We start from the raw sequence: 19,728 nt of genomic DNA on the forward strand, positions 1-19,728 counted from the left end.
GCTCTGGAGTTGCGGCCTCAGAGTGCCAACGCTGCCTCCCTGGGGCTGGTGAACCAGCGCAGTACTTCGGCATCTGCAGGTAGTGTTAATTCGCAGTAATGCGCCTCCGGCCGAGCTCGGCATAGCTCCTCCTCCGCGATAGCAAGGTAGTCGCTCAGGTTCCTTAGCGGTTGAGGCTCCTCTTCTTCGCTTATTGCCCCTACGAAAAAATCCATCTCTGCCAAGCTGACAACTGGGCCGAGTTTTTCTTGCTGGAAGCGCCAGACTCCTTGAACCGTGTCGAAGGCGTAATAGGGCAGCAGCCTCCAGCCGTGCTGTGCGACCAGGGCAACTGCCTCTAGCAAGTATTCAAAGGTGTCTTCGTCGATAAAATAATTGAAATTCAGGCGCACCCAGCCGGGTCGTAGTAGTTTTTGCCCCTTTAGAATCTGTTCTTCCAGAGCGCGGCTGTGCCCCATATCGATGCCGAGCAGTGCGTGCCCATAGGGGCCGGCACAGGAGCAGCCACCGCGGGCCTGGATACCAAACAGATCATTGAGCAGTGCCACAACAAAACCGTAGTGCAAGTCCTTGCCCTGCCAGAGAATACGCAGTGCAGCGATGGAAAGGCGAGGTGCCTGCAGGTTACCGAGAATTTCGATATTTTCTTCACGGGACCAGCGCTGCAGCGCTCGGTTGATAAACTGCTCTTCGCGTCTGGCAATTTCTTCTGTGCCCACCATCCCCTGCAGTTTGAAGACCATGCCGGCGCGAATAGACTCAACAATGGCGGGTGTGCCGCCCTCCTCACAGCGCTCCGGGTCCTCCAGGTAGCGGTGATCTTGCGGGGTGACATAGAGTACTGTGCCTCCGCCGGGAGTCGCCGGTACAGAGTTTTTTAACAGCCGCTCGTGTACCACCAGAATACCGGGGCTACCCGGCCCGCCGACGAATTTGTGCGGTGAAATAAAGACCGCATCTTTATTTGCCTTGTCCCCGTTGTCCCCAACTGCACACATGTCGATCCCCACATAGGGCGCGGCAGCCGCATAGTCCCAGAAGGACAGAGCGCCGTAGCGGTGTAGCAGTTGGGTGACGGCCGCTACGTCGGTTTTAATGCCGGTTACATTGGAGGCAGCGGAAAAACTGCCAATCTTCACGGGTCGCTCGGCGTAAGTGTGCAACATGGACTCCAGACCGTTTAGATCCAGCCCGCCTTGGCGATTCAGGGGAATAGAAACCAGTTCGGCGATGCTTTCCCGCCAGGGCAATTCATTGGAATGGTGCTCGTAGGGTCCGATAAAAACCACCGGCCGTTGTTGCGGAGGGATTTGCTCCAGTAGCTGGTGTCGCTTATCCAGGTCAGCCGGCAGACGCAAGTTAAGGATATCAATCAGCTTGTTGATCGCAGCGGTGGCGCCAGAGCCACAAAAAATGATCTTGTGTTCGGGGCTTGCATTGACCGCACGGCGAATTTCTTCCCGCGCTTCCTCGCGCAGCGCACTAATCTGGGCACCGGTAAAGGAACTCTCGCTGTGGGTATTGGCGTAGTAGGGCAGTACCTGCTGACGGATGGCATCTTCGATAAACGTCAATGAACGACCGGAAGCGGTGTAATCGGCATAAACCAAAGGCCTCGGTCCAAAAGGAGTCGGAATCGGTGTGCGATCGCCGATAACAGATTCACGGATGTGCTTGATAAGAGTGGTCATGATTCTCTTCCCTGTTTTATAGGGGCACTCTAGGGCTTTGGGAGTGAAACAATGTGCCTATTTATGTGGTTTTTCAGCTCATTACCGAAGTTTTGTGCCGTAATTTTAAGCTTTTAGATTCTTTGTGTTGAATTCTGAAGGTTAAGTGAGACGATGGGCCATTTGATGGCCAGAGTGGGGACAGGTATGGCAGCGGCACTTAACCGGCAGGACAAACAAATTCTCGAGTTATTGCAGCGGGATGCGACTCTCTCTGTGGGGGATATTGCCGAGCAGGTGGGGCTATCAAAATCCGCCTGTTGGCGGCGTATTAACAAGCTGGAGGAGGAGGGCGTGATTGCCGAACGGGTGACACTGCTGAACCCGCAGAAACTCAATCTGCCACTGACCGTATATATTTCCATTCGAACCAATCAGCACAATGATCATTGGGCTGCTCAGTTCGGTGAGTTGGTGCAAGGCATCGCCGAGATATTGGAGGTGCACCGTATGAGTGGGGACCTTGATTACCTGATCAAGGCGGTGGTTACCGATATGCCGGGTTACGACCGCCTTTATAAGGCGCTGATCAAAGCTGACCTATTCGATGTCAGTTCCAGTTTTGTGATGGAGACCATGAAACAGACTACCCGCCTGCCACTGACTTACGCAGGGACAGGCTGAAGGATTAATGGCTGTGCCGGTTGCGCCACCATTGCAGGAGTTTGGCTTCTCCTCTGGCCCTGTCCCCTTCAGGAACCCGCATACTACTGCGTATTTCTTTCCAAGTATTGGAGTTCAGCCACAGGTTTAGGGCCAGTACAATCAACATAGCGACTATGGCGCCTAGGCCCGCCAGCAACATATCCTTCTGCGCATCCCAAATATCCCCCTGTGAACCGAGAAAGGCGATGCCCAATTCCGGGGAAACTGTGCGCGCCGCTTGCCACTCGATAATTTCATAAATGGAGGACAGGGCGAAGGTGACATCTACCGGGAAGAAGTAAGCCCAAAAACCGCGCAAGCCGGCGAGGCGGATCAATATCTCTCGTACCGGGTAGGCCAGTAATAAGCCAAAACTAAAATGCACCAACCGGTCGTACATATTGCGCTCGCTGCCGAGCCACTCTCCCATGGAGAAACCGAATGGTACCTCCGCGTAGGTGTAGTGGGAGCCGATGACATGCAGGCACATAAACAGGGTGATTAGCGTGTAGGAAACCCTGGATAGAGGAAATACCCGGGCGCTGAGCAAAATAACGGGAAGGGCTGCAAAGACCAGATAGTTTTCCAGCAACCAGTCATCCGGATGTAGGGGCTGCCAGGCGGACCAACCCCAAGTAAAGGCGAAAACGCTTAGTAGTACCAAGCGGTACCAGTGTTGGCGAAGGGTGGACATAACTGCAGAAACCCCATTACAGACAAGGTATATCCGCGCCAGCATACACGATTGCTTATCTCCGTGGGTTGTATCGGATTACTCCCTCCATCCCTGACTAGTGCAGAGCCGCACGGTAGGGCAGTGCCTCAGTGATTCGCGCTTCCTCATCCAGTAGATGGCAAAGGCGGTTCTCGACTGTATGGCTAGGAAAGTATTCCAGTGCCAACTCTAAAAACAGTTCATGGTGGCGGGCTTCGCTCTCAGTGATTACCCGATAAAAAGTTTTCAGCGGCCCCTCTGGTAGTACTTCGGCCACCAGGCCAAAGCGCTCGCAACCGCGCGCCTCAATAATGGCTGCGGTGAGCAAGCGATCCATCAAGTATTCATCAGGGCCGCGGCGGATTAACTGGCGCAGGGCGTGGATATAGGGATCTTTCTCGTCCGCTGCTTGGTAGATACCTCGCTCGTGCATAATTTTGATGACCTGACGAAAATGGTTCATTTCCTCTAATGCCAGGTTCACCATGGCTTCCACCAACAGAGGTTTGTCCGGGTAGTGGGAGAACATGGAGACGGCCATGCCAGAGGCCTTCTTTTCGGCTGCGGCGTGATCCTGTAGAAAACGATTGAAATCTTTGAGCACTACCTCTGCCCAGGCCCTCGGAGTTTTAAAGCGTAGTTGCAACATGGTGGATAACGGCAGTGACAAAATGGTCATTATACCGCCATCCACAGGAATAGCTTTCTGGGGATTAAAGAGCGCTTTAACCGGCCAATCGACGCTCGCGAAGCTCCCGCTCACGCCGCGTAGCGATACGTGCCTGCTCAAGGGTCATCCCGGCCTTGGCGTGAGGAGTGGGTTTGCCGTTGGCATCCAGTGCCACGAAAACAATCTGTTCCACCTGCACAATCAGTTGTTGGGTCTGCTTGTTGCGCACTTCGCAGTGAACGGTCAGGGAGGTCTGACCAATACCAACCACTTCAAAGCCGAATTCCACGACATCGCCGCAGCAGGCTGAACTAACAAAGTCAATTTCTGACATCAGCTTGGTGACCAGCATGGGCGTGCCCATTTGACAGCCAGCAAAAATGGCGGCTTCTTCATCAATCCAGGCGAGCAGCTGACCGCCAAACAGGCGCTGTGCGGGATTCAGATCGCAGGGTTTGACGCAGTGACGGGAGTAATATTTCACGCTGACCTTCCTAACTTACTTTGGGTTTAACGCTCGACGGGTAAGTAATTGCGCAGTGACTATTCGGATTGGATGCTTCCAGTATTCAAACCGATAGCTTTCGCATATGGAGTGTTCTGCACACAGCGTGCCAAGCCTGAGAAAGTCTAGCTGAGCTTTTCAGGTGGAATGCGTGCCATAACAAGAGATTTAAGCCGTATATCCGGCATGAAATTAATCCTGATGGGCAAAAATAGTGCAAAAAGTCACTTTAGGGGTGTTTGGCCACTTTGGCCGCTATTGGGGAGGTTCTGGACAGTGAGGCTGTTTGAAGGGAAAAGGGGCTATGGGACTCCTAGGCCACAACCATTAGAATGACCTATCAGTGTGACTCAGGCGTCGATGCGCAGGGTTTGCAGCACCGTTTTCCCCGATGCGTGTTCCGCGTATCTGTGATCACATAACCACGATTCCCCAAGTGCATAGGGAGAGACTGTTAGGATGATTATCCAGCCGAAAGTTCGCGGATTCATTTGTACCAATGCCCACCCGCAGGGCTGTGCTGCCAACGTGCGTGAGCAGATTGACTACATCAAGTCGCAGCCAGTGATCGAAAATGGTCCAAAGCGTGTCTTGGTCGTGGGTGCTTCCACCGGTTACGGATTGGCCTCGCGGATTACTGCCGCCTTTGGCAGTGGCGCCGATACCTTGGGGGTGTTTTTCGAGAAACCGCCCACGGAGAAGCGCACAGCCTCTGCTGGTTACTATAACTCCGCAGCTTTTGAGGCCGAGGCGCATAAGGCCGGCCTTTATGCTAAGAGTATCAATGGCGATGCCTTTTCCGACACGGTAAAAGCCCAGGCTGTTGAAATGATTAAAGAGGACTTGGGGCAAGTAGACCTCGTGGTCTACAGTCTCGCCTCACCTCGCCGTACAGATCCCAAGACCGGTGAACTCTACAGCTCCGTATTAAAGCCCATCGGTGAATCCTATACCGCCAAAAACCTGAATACCGACAAACTGGAAATTTCCGATATCACTGTCGACCCCGCCAGCGAAGAAGAGATTGCCAACACCGTGAAGGTGATGGGCGGTGAGGACTGGGAACTATGGATGCAGGCCCTGGGCGAAGCTGGGGTTCTGGCCGATAACTGCAAGACGGTGGCTTACACCTATATCGGTGAAAAGCTCACCTGGCCGATTTATGGCCACGCCACCATCGGCAAGGCCAAGGAAGACCTGGATCGCGCCGCCAAGGCGATTACCGAGAGCGGTAAGGCAAACGCTAATGTTGCGGTGCTCAAGGCTCTGGTTACCCAGTCCAGCTCCGCGATCCCGGTAATGCCGCTCTATATCTCCCTAGTCTACAAGGTGATGAAAGAAGAGGGCACTCACGAGGGCTGTATTGAGCAGTTGTATCGTCTTTACACCGAAGGGCTCTATACCGATACGCCGCGCCTCGATGAAGAGAACCGCCTGCGTATGGATGATAAAGAGCTGCGCCCGGAGACCCAAGCTAAGATTGAAAACCTGTGGCCTCAGGTAACGGCGGAAAACTTGTTTGAGTTGACTGATTACAACGGTTATCAGGCGGATTTTCTCAAGCTGTTTGGTTTTGGCTCTGAGAGTGTTGACTATGAGGCGGATACCAGCCCATTGGTAGAGGCGGAGTTTCGTTGATTTTTGCGGGGCTCAAGTTGGAGCCCCTATTGACGGGGAGTAGTGTCGCTACTCCCCTTTATTTTGCCTCAGCGTTAAGGTCTGCATGGCATTTTCTCTTATTCCCTAATTACTTCTTCACTTCCCTGTTTTCTACCTGCAGCAAGGGGGCATAATTCCCATTTTGTTTTTGCGGGGAGGACTTCATGGAATACCGCCAGCTCGGTACCAGCAATCTCAAAGTGAGCCAGATCTGCCTGGGCACCATGACTTTTGGTGAGCAAAATAGCGCCGATGATGCCTCCGAACAGCTGAATTATGCCCTCGAGCAAGGGGTGAATTTTATTGATTGCGCCGAAATGTACCCGGTGCCACCTCGGCCAGAGACCCAGGGGCGGACGGAAGAGTTTATCGGCAGGTGGCTCTCGGCCCGCGGTGGGCGCGACAAGGTGATTATCGCCACCAAGGTAGCTGGGCGTGGGGAGGCAAACTCCGGCGTTGGGCATCTGCGCTCGGGCCCGCGGCTGAACCGTGCGCAGATATTGGAGGCCTGTGACCACTCCCTCAAACGGCTGGCTACCGATTATATCGACCTATACCAGGTGCACTGGCCCGAGCGCCTGACCAATTTTTTCGGCCGTCTCGGCTATCAGCACGGAGGGGATGATGGCATCGCTATTGCCGAGACTCTCGATGCCTTGGAGGAGCTGGTCAAGGCGGGTAAGGTGCGCCACATTGGCATTTCCAATGAGACCCCTTGGGGTATGCATGAGTATCTTAGGGAGTCGGTGATTTTGGGCAAGCCGCGCATCGTCTCGATCCAAAATCCCTACAACCTATTGAATCGCACTTTTGAGATTGGTTGTGCCGAGATGTCCCTGCGCGAGCGATGTGGATTATTGGCTTACTCGCCACTGGCCTTTGGGGTCCTCTCCGGGAAGTATCTGGGAGGGGAAAAGCCCGTCGGCGCACGCTTGACACTATATGATCGCTTCCAGCGCTATACGGGGGGGCGCACTGGTGCAGCTACCGAGGCCTATGTGAAATTGGCGCGTCAATTTAATCTAAACCCTGCGCAGATGGCCCTGGCCTTCGTCAATCAGCAACCGTTTGTGACCTCTAATATTATCGGCGCCACAACCATGGAGCAGTTGCGCCAAAATATTGCCAGCCTTGATTTGAAGCTCGATGAGGAAGTGCTGGCCGCAATTGAGGCAATCCACAGCGAAAACCCTAACCCGGCACCTTAGTGCGCGGGTGGAGATATCTATAATTGGGAGAGAAAATTGCGTAACCGGTAAGGGAAAACTTTAGGGAGCTTTTATGGAGACCACCGGGCATCACACTCTTAATGATTTGTTCGCCCAGCTCGGGCTGGCTTCAGAGGATGCGGAAATACACGAGTTTCTGATCACTCATTACCTGCATCGGCATGAGAAATTGTCCGCAGCATCTTTCTGGACCGAGGGGCAGCGACAATTTCTCGAGAGTGCCATAGAAGAAGATTCTGACTGGTGCGTCGCAGTCGATGAGCTGGACTCACTGCTGCGTCATTAATCCGCCGTGTCACTGGCCAGTTGTCCACCCCTGCGCCGTATCCCATAGGTTATACTACGCCGAATTCAACCGATTAAGCCGGGGGAACTCCCCGGCCGCGTAGCGATACCCGATGGAAAAACCTCGTTTTCGAGCGGCCCTGCTGCACCCCCGATACTGGCCGACCTGGTTGTTGTTCGGTCTCTGGTTCCTGGTGGCTCAACTGCCCTATCGCTGGCAGCTGGCAATGGGACGCAGTTTTGGCCGAGCAATGCTCAGAATGGCCAAGAGCCGCCGTACCATAGCCGAGCGCAACCTGGCCCTGTGTTTTCCCGAGCTCGGTGATACCGAGCGGGCAAACTTACTTATCCGCAATTTTGAATCCAGTGGCATCGCGTTAATGGAAACCGGTATGGCCTGGTTTCGCTCAGCGCGCTGGTTGCGAAAGCGATGTACTTTCGAGGGCCTTGAGCAGTTACAGGAAATTCAGTCTCAGGGGCAGGGTGTGTTGTTGATGGCCATGCACTTCACCACTCTGGAGATGGGGGCGGCCCTGATGGGTATGAGTATTACCCTGGATGGCATGTACCGGCCCCATAAAAATCCGGTTTACGACTATATGCAACGCAAAGGACGCGAGCGACATACTGGCGGTGGCAGCGTTTATCAGCGTAAGGATGTGCGTGGAGTATTGCGCGCCCTGCAACATGGTCGGGCGGTCTGGTATGCTCCGGATCAGGATTATGGGATTAAGCAGGGTGTTTTTGCGCCTTTGTTTGGTGTGCCTGCAGCGACCGTCACAGGGACTTCGCGATTTGCCCGTGTGGGGCGGGCTAGGGTTGTGCCTTACGTGCTTACCCGCCTGGATGACAATTCCGGTTATCGCCTCAAAGTGTACGATCCCATCGATGAAATTCCTTCCGGTGATGAACTACAGGACGCGATTCTGGTCAACCGCTTCATCGAAGCGCGTATCCGCGAGGCGCCCGAGCAGTATATGTGGGTTCACCGCCGCTTTAAGACCCGTCCAGAGGGCGCAACCAATGTCTATGAAGGTGTGCGCAAGAAGAAAAAGAAGCGCAGGAAGGTAGCGAGCTAGTGGCACTGGCATAGATTCTGCGCCCTAAGTAACATACCAGTTCGACTTTGGCGGTGCTATTCCAGGCCGAGCGCAATAAATAAGGAGAGAGGATGTTTACCGGCAGTATGGTGGCCCTGGTCACCCCAATGTTTGCAGACGGAAGCTTGGACTGGGACAGTTTGCGTAACCTAGTTGACTGGCATATTGAACAGGGTACACGTGCACTGGTGGCCGTGGGTACCACAGGAGAGTCCGCGACCCTCGACGTTAATGAGCATGTTGAGATTATCCGTCGGGTTGTGGATCAGGTCGCGGGGCGTATTCCGGTAATTGCCGGTACTGGCGCCAACTCTACCGCCGAGGCGATCGATCTAACTGAAGGTGCCGCCCGCTGTGGTGCCGATGCCTGTCTGTTGGTGACGCCCTATTACAACAAGCCGAGCCAAGAAGGTTTATATCAACATCACCGCGCTATCGCCAAGGCTGTGCCGATTCCTCAGATTCTATACAACGTGCCTGGTCGCACTGCCGTCGATATGTTGCCAGAGACAGTTCAGCGCCTGGCATCAATTGGTAATATCGTTGGGATTAAAGAGGCCACCGGTGACCTGGAGCGCGCTAAAGTTTTATTGGATACCTTGCCAGAGGGCTTTGCACTCTACTCCGGAGATGATAGTACTGCCATGGAACTGATGTTGATGGGCGGCCAGGGTAATATCAGTGTCACTGCCAATGTGGCCCCAGCGGCAGTGGCTCAGATGTGTGAGGCCGCACTGGCTGGAGACGCCGTGATTGCCCGGGCAATAGACCAGCGTATTCAAATATTGCACAAAGTTTTGTTTTTGGAGTCCAACCCGATACCGGTGAAGTGGGCTTTGCGGGAGATGGGCCGTATTGATGGTGGCATCCGCCTGCCGCTGACCAGTCTCTCGCCCGAGCATCATGCTACAGTGCGCGAGGCTCTTCGCAGTGCCGGCGTACTATAAACCTGCGAATCGTGAATTAACCAGGAAAGCTTTAATGAACAAATTGACCGTTGGAGTCGCGCTTTGTATTTCTAGTCTCAGCCTGGCGGGTTGTGGTGTGTTCGGCAACGATGGCTATTTTCGCGATCGCAGTAACGATTACCAGCAGGCGGACAGCCTGGCGCCGCTGCAGATTCCAGAGGGTATCAACGCCAAACACCAGGAAGAACTCTACGAGATTCCACAGATCGCCGGAAATGGCTTAGAGGATGGGGACTTTGAAGTGCCGCGTCCACAGGCACTATCGGTCAATGCGGGGCTGGAGCGGGTAAAAATTCAGAAGCTGGGCAACAGCCGCTGGGTATTGATTTCCCAACCCCCCGAAGAGGTTTGGCCCCAGCTGCACTATTTCCTGCGCACTTCCGGGCTGACCGTGGAGATGTCTGACGCCAGTGCCGGTATTATGGAAACCGCCTGGATGACATTTAACGAGAGCCCCGATACTAAGGATAAATATCGCCTGCAGATAGAGACTGGTGTTCAGCCGGACACCACTGAGGTCCACGTGCGCCACTTATCTGTTGCGGTGGATGCTCCTGTGGGGGGAACGGTCAACTGGCCGCAACTCTCAAGCAGCCCGGAGCGCGAGGGCTGGATGATCGATGAGATGTCCACTGCCCTGGCCACAGATGCCTCCGGAGCTTCGGCCTCTCTGGTGGCCCAGGCCATAGGTGGTAGCTCTGTAAAGGTACAACTGCGTGAACCCGTAGGTCACGAACCCTATATTTCCATGGGGCTCGAGATGGAACGTGCTTGGGCTACCGTTGCCCACGCTGTGAATGCCGGCGCCTATCGCTTGCATCGCGAGGATTCCGATATCGGTCTTTTCTACGTTACCTACGATGAAGAGCGCGAGTTGGCGGAGAGTGAAGAGGATGATGGTGGTTGGTTCTCCTGGGGTAAGAAGTCCAAGCAGGACGATGAGCTGGCCGAAAATGCTGACCAGATAACCCTGCAGCAGATCCTTGCCGGTATCGATACCTCTGAGGGTAGTGAGCCTGCGCTGTTCAAGGAAATCAAAGGCTTGGGTGTCGGCTCAATTCCTGAGGGCGGCTTCCCCGGCTACTTAATTGTGATTCGGGGTGGTGACGATGAGATCGAAGTGCGTATCCGCGATACCCGCGGTCAGCCTCTCTCGCGCAACAAGGCCTCCCAGCTACTGCTCTCTATTCAGCAGAACCTGATTTAATAATGGGTCTGCGCTTCGCCTCACTGGGAAGCGGCAGTAAAGGAAACGGTACATTGGTCGCCAGTGGCGACCAATGTCTGTTAGTGGACTGCGGCTTTACCATCAAGGAAACCGAGCGACGTATGTCTCGGCTCGGTATGTCTCCGGCTGACCTCGCTGCGATACTGGTAACCCACGAGCACAGCGACCATCTCTACGGTGTCGCTCCGCTTGCGCGCAAGTATGGCCTGCCGATTTACCTGACTCCTGGGACTCTTCGCGCCCGTGATATCGGCAAGTTACCACAGGTGCACTTGATCGAAGGGCATCAGCCTTTCCTGATTGGGGATATTCAGGTGACACCTGTCGCCGTGCCGCACGATGCCAGAGAAGCTGCACAGTATGTATTCCGCAGCCGAGGCAGTAGTTTGGGCTTATTGACCGACCTGGGCACAGTAACGCCCCATGTGGAATCCCATTTTGCAGGTTGCGATGCACTGGTTCTGGAAGCCAACCACGATCCACAGATGCTGGCCCAGGGGCCCTATCCCCCCTCTCTGAAACGGCGTGTAGGTGGTGCCTATGGGCACCTGAGTAACCAGCAGGCTGCGGGATTTTTACAGCGTGTGGGTTATGAGCAGCTGCAGCATCTGGTGGTCGCCCATATCAGCGAAAAAAACAATACTCTCGAACTTGCTCGTTCGGCTCTGGCAGAAATGGTGGAGAGTGTCGAGAACTGCATTTTTGCCTGTCAGCAGGAAGGGTTTGACTGGCTCACCGTTGAAGCCCGAGAGTAATCGGCACTCGGGTGCCACCTAAATTTCCTCTCAAAAAATAGTGATAACTCACAGGCCCAAGGGCGCTGCGGTCAGTGCTAGCGGTTGTTTAAAGGATAGAGACTGGATGGAAACCTTACTTATTTACTTGTTAGTGGGGGCTGCGGCAGGGACTATTGCCGGCCTCTTTGGGGTGGGTGGTGGTTTAATTATCGTGCCGGCCCTAGTGCTGGTTTTTACTGCCATGGGTATCTCCCCGGATATCCTTACTCATATGGCGGTGGGGACATCTCTCGCAACCATCATCATTACTTCTATCAGCTCAGTGCGCGCACATAATAAAAAAGGTGCAGTGGACTGGCGCTTGTTTGGAATGATGACTCCGGGGATTCTTATTGGCTCCTGGCTTGGCGGAATGACAGCAGATTGGTTGTCTGGGGCCTGGTTACAGCTGTTAATCGGTGTCTTTGCCATCGTTATTGCCATTCGCATGTGGCTGAGTGGCTTGCGGCACAGTGGGGCGGAAGAGGGTGCCGGTATTTTACCAGCAGCCCCCATATTAGCTGGCGCAGGTGCAGTGATTGGTTGGGTTTCGGCAATCTTTGGTATTGGTGGTGGTTCGCTCACCGTGCCATTTCTGTCCCGTTGCAAGGTGCGGATGCAGAGAGCCGTTGCTACATCCGCAGCTTGCGGTTTGCCCATCGCCATTGCGGGAGCTCTCAGCTTTGCGGTGCAGGGTTGGGGCAACACTCTACTGCCAGGCTGGAGCAGTGGATTTATCTACTGGCCTGCCTTTTTGGGGATTGTTGCGACCAGTACGATCTTCGCGCGCTTCGGCGCTAATCTGGCCCACCGTCTACCGGCAAAGTGGTTGAAACATGGATTTGCAGTGTTGCTCTGCGTTATCGGTGGACGTTTCATTTGGCTGAATAGCGGCTTACTGGCTCTGTGAGGTAAGGTTGCTCAGGTCATATTGATCTGAGCTTTTGGCAAAGCGCAGTTAGGGGGTGAGTGCTTTGTACCTTCTCTGTTGCCCACAACCCATCCTAGTCCCACAGGGGTGACTAAACTGAAGCAACATGGAAATGTTGCTTGTTTATTTATTACTCGGTGCTGTTGCAGGTACCGCGGCAGGCCTCTTGGGGATTGGTGGGGGGCTGATCATTGTTCCTGCTCTGGTGCTGATCTTTTCCGCGACGGGTATTTCTCCCGAAGTGCTGACCCATATGGCTGTGGGTACTTCTCTAGCAACCATTGTTATTACTTCAATAAGTTCGGTGTGGGCTCACAATGCTAAGGGCGCCGTCGACTGGCATCTATTTTGGATTATGACTCCTGGGATACTTGTGGGATCTTGGTTGGGCGGCGTGACTGCGGACCTATTGCCTGGAGCCTGGCTACAACTCCTGATTGGTGTCTTCGCCATAATTATGGCTGTGCGTATGGGCGTGAGTGGCTTGCGCGCAGCCTCCCAGAAGGAGAGTGATGACCGCTTACCTGGCTCACTCCCGCTGATTTGTTCGGGGGGGGTAATTGGTTGGCTCGCGGCCATTTTTGGTATTGGCGGGGGGGCGCTGATTGTTCCCTATCTGTCGCACTTTGCTGTCAAAATGCAGCGGGCAGTGGGTACCTCAGCGGCTTTTGGTTTGCCTATTGCCATCTCTGGTTCGCTGAGCTTTGTTGTTCAGGGGTGGGGTAATAAGTTATTGCCGGACTGGAGCAGTGGTTACATCTATTGGCCGGCTTTTTTAGGGATTGTTCTTACCAGCGTGCTCTTTGCCAAGCTTGGGGCTAACCTGGCGCATAAGATATCTGCCAAGCGATTGAAACTTTGCTTTGCCTTATTGCTCTGCATTATCGGCATTCGATTTATTTGGCAGAACTTCAATTTATTAATTGGGCTGAGCTAAAGCTACTGACTGCGTATTGGTTGCCTGGCTCGGCGCCAATTAGGTTCGCCGAGCTTTATTTATCCCAGAGAGGTGGGAGGCCAAAAATAAAAAGGCCGCTGTAAAACAGCGGCCTTTTGGTGCTATGGTGGTTCTTCCTAGCGGATACCACACATGCCTTTTTTCAGCAGCGGTGAGATAACAATCATCAATGCACCGACACCCAGGCCCCACCACATCAGATACTCATACAGGTTGGTATAAGTCGCCAGAGTGGAGGCGAGATCAGTTGCTCCATCCTGGGGAACAGCTGCCATCTTACCGATACGGGTTGCAACGGTTTCTGACAGGGCTGTTGCCAGGAACCAAGTGCCCATACTCACACTGACCACTTTGCCAATGGACAGCTTGGTCACGGCGGACAGACCAACAGGGGAGAGGCACAGCTCACCAGAGGTGTGCAACAGGTAGGCGAGCACCAGCCAGATCATTGCCACTTTACCGGCCTCTGTGGGGTATGCAGCACCTAGCACCAAGGCGCCGAAGCCCAAGCCAGCTTGGATAATGCCCAAACCGAATTTCACCGGTGTACTTGGTTCCCATCCGCGCTTGCCCAGCCAAACCCACAGGGTGGCGAAGGGAATGGCCAGCAGCATGATAAAGCCTGCGTTGAGTGAGCCAAACATGGAGGCGCGTACTTCACCGTCGCCGATGGAGCGGTCCAGTACACGGTCTGCATACAGGGTCATAGAACCTGCGGACTGTTCGAATAATGCCCAGAAGACGATAGTAGAAGTAATAAGGACCATCAGTACAACGGTGCGTGAGAACTCCTCACTATAGTGGCGGACAAAGCCGTAACCAATAAAGGCTACCAGAGCCAGCAACATGCCGCCCAACCACAGGTCGTCGCCATTGAAGGCCCAAATCAGGCCAAGGCCGGCAGACAGAGCTGCCATACCAATGGCGACAACATCTTTACTCTTATTGTCTTTGTACAGCATGGAGAACAGGATCAGGCCGACGATTGCGACGATCAAGAGGCTGTTCTGAGCCAGGTGCACCATGGGCTCACTCTGTACCAGGTACCAAACCAAACCAAGAGACAGGATGGCGCCGAGGTAAACAGCCCACTCTTTATTGATCGGACCAAGCGCTTTTTCTTTCAGTACTTCCGGACGGCTCGGTTCTGCCAGGCCGTCAAGGTACTTCTGGCCCCAAACAAAGGTGATCAGGCCGAAGACCATACCGATACCGGCAAGACCAAATCCATAGCCCCAACCGTAAGTTTCTCCCAGCCAACCGCACAGCAGAGTGGCAATAAAGGAGCCTACGTTGATGCCCATATAGAAGATGGTAAAGCCGGCATCGCGGCGGGAATCATTTTTCGGATAGAGTTGGCCGACAATGGTGGAAATATTGGGCTTTAAGAAGCCGACTCCCACGGTGATCAGCGCCAGGGCCATAAAGAAGACTTTGAGGGCCACCACATCCTGAATAATTACGTTTTCAGTCAGGGTGGTCCCTGCCGCAATCACGCTGCCATCATTCAAAGTAATGGCTTCTGAAAGAACTGTACCTGCCGCATAGGAGATAGCCTGATGGCCTTCCACAGCCATTAACAAGTGGCCTAGACACAGCAGTACACCGCCAAATAGTACGGCCTTGCGCATACCCAGGTAGCGGTCGGCCAGTAGGCCACCGATCAGGGGCAGGGCGTATACCAAGCCGGCATAGGCGCCGAGTACGTCGTAACCGGCGCTATCGGTAAAAAGGTGATACTTGGTGAGGTAGAGTAGGAGCAAGTACTTCATCCCATAGAAGGAGAATCGCTCCCACAGCTCTGTAGCAAAACAGATATAGAGCCCTTTCGGGTGGCCGAGCAATTCGCCCGAGCTCGGAGAGGCCGCCGTTGTGACGTCCGCGACATTAGAAGACATAGAAGTTCCTCTGTCTGTAATAGTTATTGGGGAACCTCCGCTAGCCACTCTCCCGGATAAGGGGCGGGATTGATTGGGTTGCTTCCAGAGCTTCCAGTACAGCGGACAGAGTTTACCAGCTGACTAAATTACAGGCGAACCGTTGTGGAACAATTTAGAGAAATGGTAATCGGGTGCTTCCATTGCAGTGTGATAAGTGGTAAATCCTGCGTAACATGGAATTTTAAGGGGAAAATAACAATGAAAACCCTATTGCTGCTAAGTCTACTCCTGTTCTTGAATGCATGTGCGAGGCTACCGACTGGTCATATTCAGTCTATTGACTTGGATAATGTCTTAAGCGGTGAGGCTTTGCTGGGCAGAGCGGTCTCCCTGGGGGAGTTGCCGCAAGAAGATCTTCTGGGGTTAGACCCAGAGATACGCGCTTATTTGAAAGAATTAGCTCCAAATGCCAGTCCGCAAAGTCGTTTGGCAGCCCTGATACGGGCCTTTGAGCAGCGCGACTTCACTGTGGAGTATGATGAAAGCGCTACCTTAACAGCCATGGAAACCTATCGGCAGGCACGGGGTAACTGTTTAGCTTTCACACTGATGATGGTGGCGATGGCCAGGGAATTAGGAGCTGAGGCTTCCTTCAATCAGGTAGAAGTGCCTCCCGTCTGGAGCCATGATGAGGCTGAGACCTTCATCGTTTACCGTCATGTGAATATGGTATCGGAAGGCTCGCGCGGCCGCCGTGTAGTCGATTTCAACCTTGCCGCTTATGACCCCGCTTACGATCAGCATATCCTGGATGACACGACGGCCTTTGCTCTCTACTACAGTAATCGCGGGGTTGAGTTGATGCGTGAGGGGGAGAGAGAGCAAGCCTTTTTATATCTGCGCAAGGCTCTGGAGCTGCGTTCACAGAGGAGTGATTTATGGGCCAACTTGGGAGCCATGTACAGCCACTTCGGCTTTCTAACCGAGGCGCAGCATAGTTACCAGCAAGCCCTGCATTTAGAAAGCAGCAACCTCGTTGCAATCAGCAATCTGGAGCGCCTCTACCGATACAACGGCCAGCAACCACTTGCCGATGAATATGCCAAGCGTGCCCGCTACCACCGGGAACGCAATCCCTATTATCTCTTCTACCAGGCACGGGATGCCTATGAGCAGGGCGACTTTAAGCGTGCCGAACATCGTTTGCGCAAGGCTGTATCGCGTTATGAGGGTGATCATCGCTTCCACTTCTTACTCGGGTTGGCCAGATATCAGCTTGGGGAAATGGCGGCATCAAGGGAGAGCTTTGAAGAGGCTTTCTCGCTGGTGAATAGTCCCTCAACAGTCAATGCCTATCAGCGAAAATTGCACCTAATAATGCAGAGCGAGTAAGAATTTTTGTTACTTGTAATTAAGTGTTAAGTACAAGGGCGTACTAAAATTAAATGCATAATCGCTAAACAAAGAAAGGGACCAGATTGGCCCCTTTCTTATTTATTGACTTGCGAGGTTCGCTAATTAGAACTGGTAAGTAACACCAGCCCAGGCGTAGCGGCCTTGGTAGTCGTAAGTGCCATTAGTATCGAAACTGTTAGCACCATTGATTGCAGTATAGGATGGATCACGATCGGTTACGTTGTCGATACCAGCGGTTAAGCGCATAGCCTCACTGACATCCCAACCTGCCTTTAGGTTCAGGTAAGTGTGAGAAGGCATATCCAACGTTTCACTATGGCCATCACCAATGTACTGGACGTCTGCGCCAAAGTCCCAGTTATCGGCGTACCAGGTTGCACTCGCCAAGCCACGCCACTTGGTATATGCATCGCCTGTATTGCCGATGTAGTCGAGGTAGTCAGTGGTACTACCTGTTTGGGAGTTGTGCTCTTCGTATTCAAGCAAGTGAGTAGCCTGAGCACGCAGGGCTAACTTACCAGAGTCATAGTGGAAGTTTTGTACAACATCGATATCGATACCACTGGTATTGATCTCACCAACATTCATCTTAGCGCCATTTATGTCGATGATATCGTTATTATTTAGGCGTGTAATAAAGTTACAGGCAGCCTCTTTGCCTTCGTTGCGGTAACAATCGTCCAGTATTTGCTGGAGGTCAGGAGACTGGATTGCGTCCTCAACTTTTATCTTGAAGTAGTCCAAGGTAATGGATAAATCTTCAGTAAATGCTGGGGTCCACACAACTCCGGCTGTGAAACTAGTTGACTCTTCAGGTTGCAGATCCGCATTGCCGCCGATGTTTACAGGAATTTGGTTGTTGATCTGTACTAAGGTTTCGGAAACATTCTGTGAATCACAGTTACCACCTCGACCTTTAGGGTTAACTTCTTTGTTAGTGGCACAAGGGTCTATCAGTGATGGGTAACTCTGGGCGGTGCCACTATAGAGCTCATAGATTCCAGGTGCACGGAAGGCGGTAGATAGACTGGAGCGGAAGCGCAAGTTTTCCGTCGGTGCGTAAACGGCTCCAACTTTGTATGTTGCTTGGCCGCCAAAAGTATCGTAGTCGGAGTAGCGTATAGCAGCATCAACAGAGAGTTCATCTGCGAACCTGGCCCCGGACAAAATTGGCAGGTTAAACTCTGCAAACACTTCGGTAACGGCAAAGTCACCGGAAGTTGCTTCCTGCTTATTGGCAAAAGTGTCACCACTTTGGGTTTCTACGCTTGGATTGAACTCGCCAGATTCTTTGCGATACTCAACGCCAGTAGCAAAACCTAGGGCGCCACCCTGGAATTGAATCGCTTCGATGTCTCCTGTCAGACTGGCACCGAAGTTGATCATTTCATACTCATTATCTTCACGGTCGGTGTAGCCGATATAGTTGGCTACTTCATCACTGAGACCACCGAAGAACTGAATATTCTCTTCATCAATGCCACTGGTGCCGTCGAGAATCTCCTGCAGCTTTGTTTTGCTGATGGCATTGACTAAGGTGTTTTCACCTTCATTTTTGCCATAGCTTAAGAAGGTATCCCAGCCCCAGCCATTATTCAGATCACCGCGTGCTCCAGCAAGAAAACGGTAGGTTTCCGTTTTCTGTTCTGAGTCACGGGTTCCTGTGTCTACGGGGCGAACAAGAATATTGGCGACACCGTCAGCCCAATTTTCACCATGGGTAGCTTCCGGTTTTTCAGGCTCGAGTCCATCAGGTTTACCCAGCTCTTCCCATTTTGCTTTAGCAGCCTCGTATTCTGCTTTGTCAATTTGATATTGACTCTCTGCTTCCTCCCAAGCTTCAGCCAGCTGTGACTGAATTTCGGCAGGAAGATGGTCTGTGGTTAAGGCTAAACCATTACCAGTATATAATGGCTGAGCGGCCATTTGCTGGTTAGTGGTCTTAACGGTATAGGAGCCTTCACCGTAAAGCTCGATGGAGTCGGTCAACGAGAAGGTACCGCTTCCTGTGAAGCTTGTGCGCTCCATAGCACCAGATAGCCACATATACTGGCCAATATCGTAAGGAGTGTAATCTCCAAGCTCAGTACCGCCGTCTTTGATGGTGTAAGCCCCATCACCATAACTGGTGAATAAGGAACCTGAGGCAGCTACGGCGCTTGTTAATCCCGCCCAGTCTCGGTCTTTATAAGTAATTTCATCGCGTTTGCTATGGGTAACGTTACCGATAAATTGACCGCGATCAAATTCTTTACCGAAAGTGATAGACAGCTCGCCATTCTCTCCGCCACCAGCTTCGGTAGCGCCTGCACGGGCGTTAACACGAACACCATCGAAAGAGTCTTTCAAAACTACGTTGATAACACCGGCTACAGCGTCAGAGCCGTAAACGGCGGAAGCACCATCGGTTAGAACTTCGATACGATCGATCATATCAACCGGGATATTGTTCATATCTACGGCAGAAGCGACACCAGAGCTAGAAGATACGAAGCGGCGACCATTAACCAGCACTAGGGTACGGGCAGAACCCAGGTTACGCAGGTCCACAAATGACAGACCAGCACCACCGTTGTTGTCATTGGCATTGATACCGGTTGTTCCCATGGATGGAAGTTGGTTGAGTAACTCATCGATGGTGCCAACACCGGAGCGCTGGATAGCTTCAGAGTCAACTAGAGTAATGGGACCGGTAGTGGATAGTGGGTCACGAGCAATGCGGGAACCAGTAACAACTACTTCCTCAACCTCTGGTCCGGGAATAGATTCCTGGGCGAAAACGCCAGAGCTGGCGATTGTGCCCAGTGCTGCAATGGCAACGCTCAGTTTGGTCTTGATCATAGTGGAACCTTTTTATACTTAAGGTGCTTTTATGGCTATAAAGTTTATATAAGAAAACCTGTCAAAGGTGACTTTAATTCATTATCGTCCAATATGGAACTACCGACAGGCTTTTAGAGTCCCTGATCAAGGTTTCTCAGTGTTAGGTTTACACTAGATGTTTTCGTATTTTACAGTCTTTTCTGGGTGTTT

General features: G+C 52.8%; 17 protein-coding genes. 11 read left to right on the forward strand and 6 right to left on the reverse strand.

Translation table 11 applies throughout. The features are described 5' to 3' along the window. Positions 1-17: 17 nt before the first annotated feature. Positions 18-1,691, reverse strand: a complete 1,674-nt coding sequence (locus ACJJIO_RS13605; protein WP_444908761.1) for an aminotransferase class V-fold PLP-dependent enzyme — start codon at positions 1,689-1,691, stop codon at positions 18-20. A 186-nt stretch (positions 1,692-1,877) separates the two neighbouring features. On the opposite strand from ACJJIO_RS13605, the gene ACJJIO_RS13610 reads away from it, so the two are divergent. Next, positions 1,878-2,354, forward strand: coding sequence for an Lrp/AsnC family transcriptional regulator (locus tag ACJJIO_RS13610; protein WP_444883841.1), 477 nt, complete (start codon positions 1,878-1,880; stop codon positions 2,352-2,354). 4 nt (positions 2,355-2,358) lie between these two features. On the opposite strand, the gene ACJJIO_RS13615 is transcribed toward ACJJIO_RS13610, so the two are convergent. From ACJJIO_RS13615 to ACJJIO_RS13625, 3 genes are all read right to left on the reverse strand, one after another. Then, positions 2,359-3,069, reverse strand: a complete 711-nt coding sequence (locus tag ACJJIO_RS13615) for a DUF2238 domain-containing protein (protein ID WP_444908762.1) — start codon at positions 3,067-3,069, stop codon at positions 2,359-2,361. Between the two features lie 97 nt (positions 3,070-3,166). After that, complete coding sequence (locus ACJJIO_RS13620; protein ID WP_444910997.1) at positions 3,167-3,739, reverse strand: tRNA-(ms[2]io[6]A)-hydroxylase; 573 nt, start codon at positions 3,737-3,739, stop codon at positions 3,167-3,169. A gap of 76 nt (positions 3,740-3,815) precedes the next feature. Beyond that, positions 3,816-4,244 (reverse strand): acyl-CoA thioesterase, encoded by a 429-nt coding sequence (locus ACJJIO_RS13625; RefSeq protein WP_252084662.1) that lies wholly within the window; start codon positions 4,242-4,244, stop codon positions 3,816-3,818. Between the two features lie 480 nt (positions 4,245-4,724). Between ACJJIO_RS13625 and fabV the strand changes: the two genes are divergently transcribed. From fabV to ACJJIO_RS13670, 9 genes are all read left to right on the forward strand, one after another. Next, positions 4,725-5,903 (forward strand): enoyl-ACP reductase FabV, encoded by a 1,179-nt coding sequence (gene fabV, locus ACJJIO_RS13630; RefSeq protein WP_444908763.1) that lies wholly within the window; start codon positions 4,725-4,727, stop codon positions 5,901-5,903. Positions 5,904-6,088: 185 nt separating this feature from the next. Continuing rightward, the gene (locus ACJJIO_RS13635) at positions 6,089-7,132 is read left to right on the forward strand and encodes an NADP(H)-dependent aldo-keto reductase (RefSeq protein ID WP_444908764.1); all 1,044 of its coding nucleotides are present in this window, start codon (positions 6,089-6,091) and stop codon (positions 7,130-7,132) included. 73 nt (positions 7,133-7,205) lie between these two features. After that, positions 7,206-7,439 carry a DUF2789 family protein gene (locus ACJJIO_RS13640; RefSeq protein WP_252084665.1) on the forward strand — a complete coding sequence of 78 codons (234 nt, stop codon included), beginning with the start codon at positions 7,206-7,208 and terminating at the stop codon, positions 7,437-7,439. 112 nt (positions 7,440-7,551) lie between these two features. Continuing rightward, positions 7,552-8,517, forward strand: coding sequence for an LpxL/LpxP family Kdo(2)-lipid IV(A) lauroyl/palmitoleoyl acyltransferase (gene lpxL / locus ACJJIO_RS13645; RefSeq protein WP_444908765.1), 966 nt, complete (start codon positions 7,552-7,554; stop codon positions 8,515-8,517). Positions 8,518-8,609: 92 nt separating this feature from the next. Continuing rightward, entirely contained in the window at positions 8,610-9,485 is an 876-nt protein-coding gene (gene dapA, locus ACJJIO_RS13650) for a 4-hydroxy-tetrahydrodipicolinate synthase (protein WP_444908766.1), read from the forward strand. 34 nt (positions 9,486-9,519) lie between these two features. After that, a complete protein-coding gene (locus tag ACJJIO_RS13655; RefSeq protein WP_252084668.1) occupies positions 9,520-10,713 on the forward strand; it encodes an NlpB/DapX family lipoprotein in 1,194 nt (397 codons plus the stop codon). Between the two features lie 2 nt (positions 10,714-10,715). After that, positions 10,716-11,489, forward strand: coding sequence for an MBL fold metallo-hydrolase (locus tag ACJJIO_RS13660; protein WP_444908767.1), 774 nt, complete (start codon positions 10,716-10,718; stop codon positions 11,487-11,489). Between the two features lie 106 nt (positions 11,490-11,595). Further along, positions 11,596-12,420: a sulfite exporter TauE/SafE family protein gene (locus ACJJIO_RS13665; RefSeq protein WP_252084670.1), complete on the forward strand. Its 825-nt coding sequence runs from the start codon at positions 11,596-11,598 to the stop codon at positions 12,418-12,420. A 133-nt stretch (positions 12,421-12,553) separates the two neighbouring features. Continuing rightward, positions 12,554-13,378, forward strand: a complete 825-nt coding sequence (locus ACJJIO_RS13670; protein WP_444908768.1) for a sulfite exporter TauE/SafE family protein — start codon at positions 12,554-12,556, stop codon at positions 13,376-13,378. Between the two features lie 137 nt (positions 13,379-13,515). Here the strand turns inward: ACJJIO_RS13670 and ACJJIO_RS13675 are convergent, their stop codons facing one another. Continuing rightward, positions 13,516-15,297 (reverse strand): peptide MFS transporter, encoded by a 1,782-nt coding sequence (locus ACJJIO_RS13675; protein WP_252084672.1) that lies wholly within the window; start codon positions 15,295-15,297, stop codon positions 13,516-13,518. 240 nt (positions 15,298-15,537) lie between these two features. Here ACJJIO_RS13675 and ACJJIO_RS13680 point away from each other — a divergent pair, with 240 nt between their 5' ends. Then, complete coding sequence (locus tag ACJJIO_RS13680) at positions 15,538-16,671, forward strand: tetratricopeptide repeat protein (protein ID WP_444908769.1); 1,134 nt, start codon at positions 15,538-15,540, stop codon at positions 16,669-16,671. A 126-nt stretch (positions 16,672-16,797) separates the two neighbouring features. On the opposite strand, the gene ACJJIO_RS13685 is transcribed toward ACJJIO_RS13680, so the two are convergent. Continuing rightward, complete coding sequence (locus ACJJIO_RS13685; protein WP_444908770.1) at positions 16,798-19,536, reverse strand: TonB-dependent receptor plug domain-containing protein; 2,739 nt, start codon at positions 19,534-19,536, stop codon at positions 16,798-16,800. Between the last annotated feature and the right edge of the window lie 192 nt (positions 19,537-19,728).

The sequence above is a fragment of the Microbulbifer mixtoriginis (SeqCode) genome, assembly GCF_052467235.1.

Coding starts and splice junctions, on each gene's coding strand:
- ACJJIO_RS13665 (WP_252084670.1), top strand. CDS start 11,596: ATGGAAACCTTACTTATTTACTTGTTAGTGGGGGCTGCGGCAGGGACT.
- ACJJIO_RS13685 (WP_444908770.1), bottom strand. CDS start 19,536: ATGATCAAGACCAAACTGAGCGTTGCCATTGCAGCACTGGGCACAATC.
- ACJJIO_RS13615 (WP_444908762.1), bottom strand. CDS start 3,069: ATGTCCACCCTTCGCCAACACTGGTACCGCTTGGTACTACTAAGCGTT.
- ACJJIO_RS13605 (WP_444908761.1), bottom strand. CDS start 1,691: ATGACCACTCTTATCAAGCACATCCGTGAATCTGTTATCGGCGATCGC.
- lpxL (WP_444908765.1), top strand. CDS start 7,552: ATGGAAAAACCTCGTTTTCGAGCGGCCCTGCTGCACCCCCGATACTGG.
- ACJJIO_RS13655 (WP_252084668.1), top strand. CDS start 9,520: ATGAACAAATTGACCGTTGGAGTCGCGCTTTGTATTTCTAGTCTCAGC.
- ACJJIO_RS13635 (WP_444908764.1), top strand. CDS start 6,089: ATGGAATACCGCCAGCTCGGTACCAGCAATCTCAAAGTGAGCCAGATC.
- fabV (WP_444908763.1), top strand. CDS start 4,725: ATGATTATCCAGCCGAAAGTTCGCGGATTCATTTGTACCAATGCCCAC.
- ACJJIO_RS13610 (WP_444883841.1), top strand. CDS start 1,878: ATGGCAGCGGCACTTAACCGGCAGGACAAACAAATTCTCGAGTTATTG.
- ACJJIO_RS13640 (WP_252084665.1), top strand. CDS start 7,206: ATGGAGACCACCGGGCATCACACTCTTAATGATTTGTTCGCCCAGCTC.
- dapA (WP_444908766.1), top strand. CDS start 8,610: ATGTTTACCGGCAGTATGGTGGCCCTGGTCACCCCAATGTTTGCAGAC.
- ACJJIO_RS13660 (WP_444908767.1), top strand. CDS start 10,716: ATGGGTCTGCGCTTCGCCTCACTGGGAAGCGGCAGTAAAGGAAACGGT.
- ACJJIO_RS13680 (WP_444908769.1), top strand. CDS start 15,538: ATGAAAACCCTATTGCTGCTAAGTCTACTCCTGTTCTTGAATGCATGT.
- ACJJIO_RS13670 (WP_444908768.1), top strand. CDS start 12,554: ATGTTGCTTGTTTATTTATTACTCGGTGCTGTTGCAGGTACCGCGGCA.
- ACJJIO_RS13675 (WP_252084672.1), bottom strand. CDS start 15,297: ATGTCTTCTAATGTCGCGGACGTCACAACGGCGGCCTCTCCGAGCTCG.
- ACJJIO_RS13620 (WP_444910997.1), bottom strand. CDS start 3,739: ATGTTGCAACTACGCTTTAAAACTCCGAGGGCCTGGGCAGAGGTAGTG.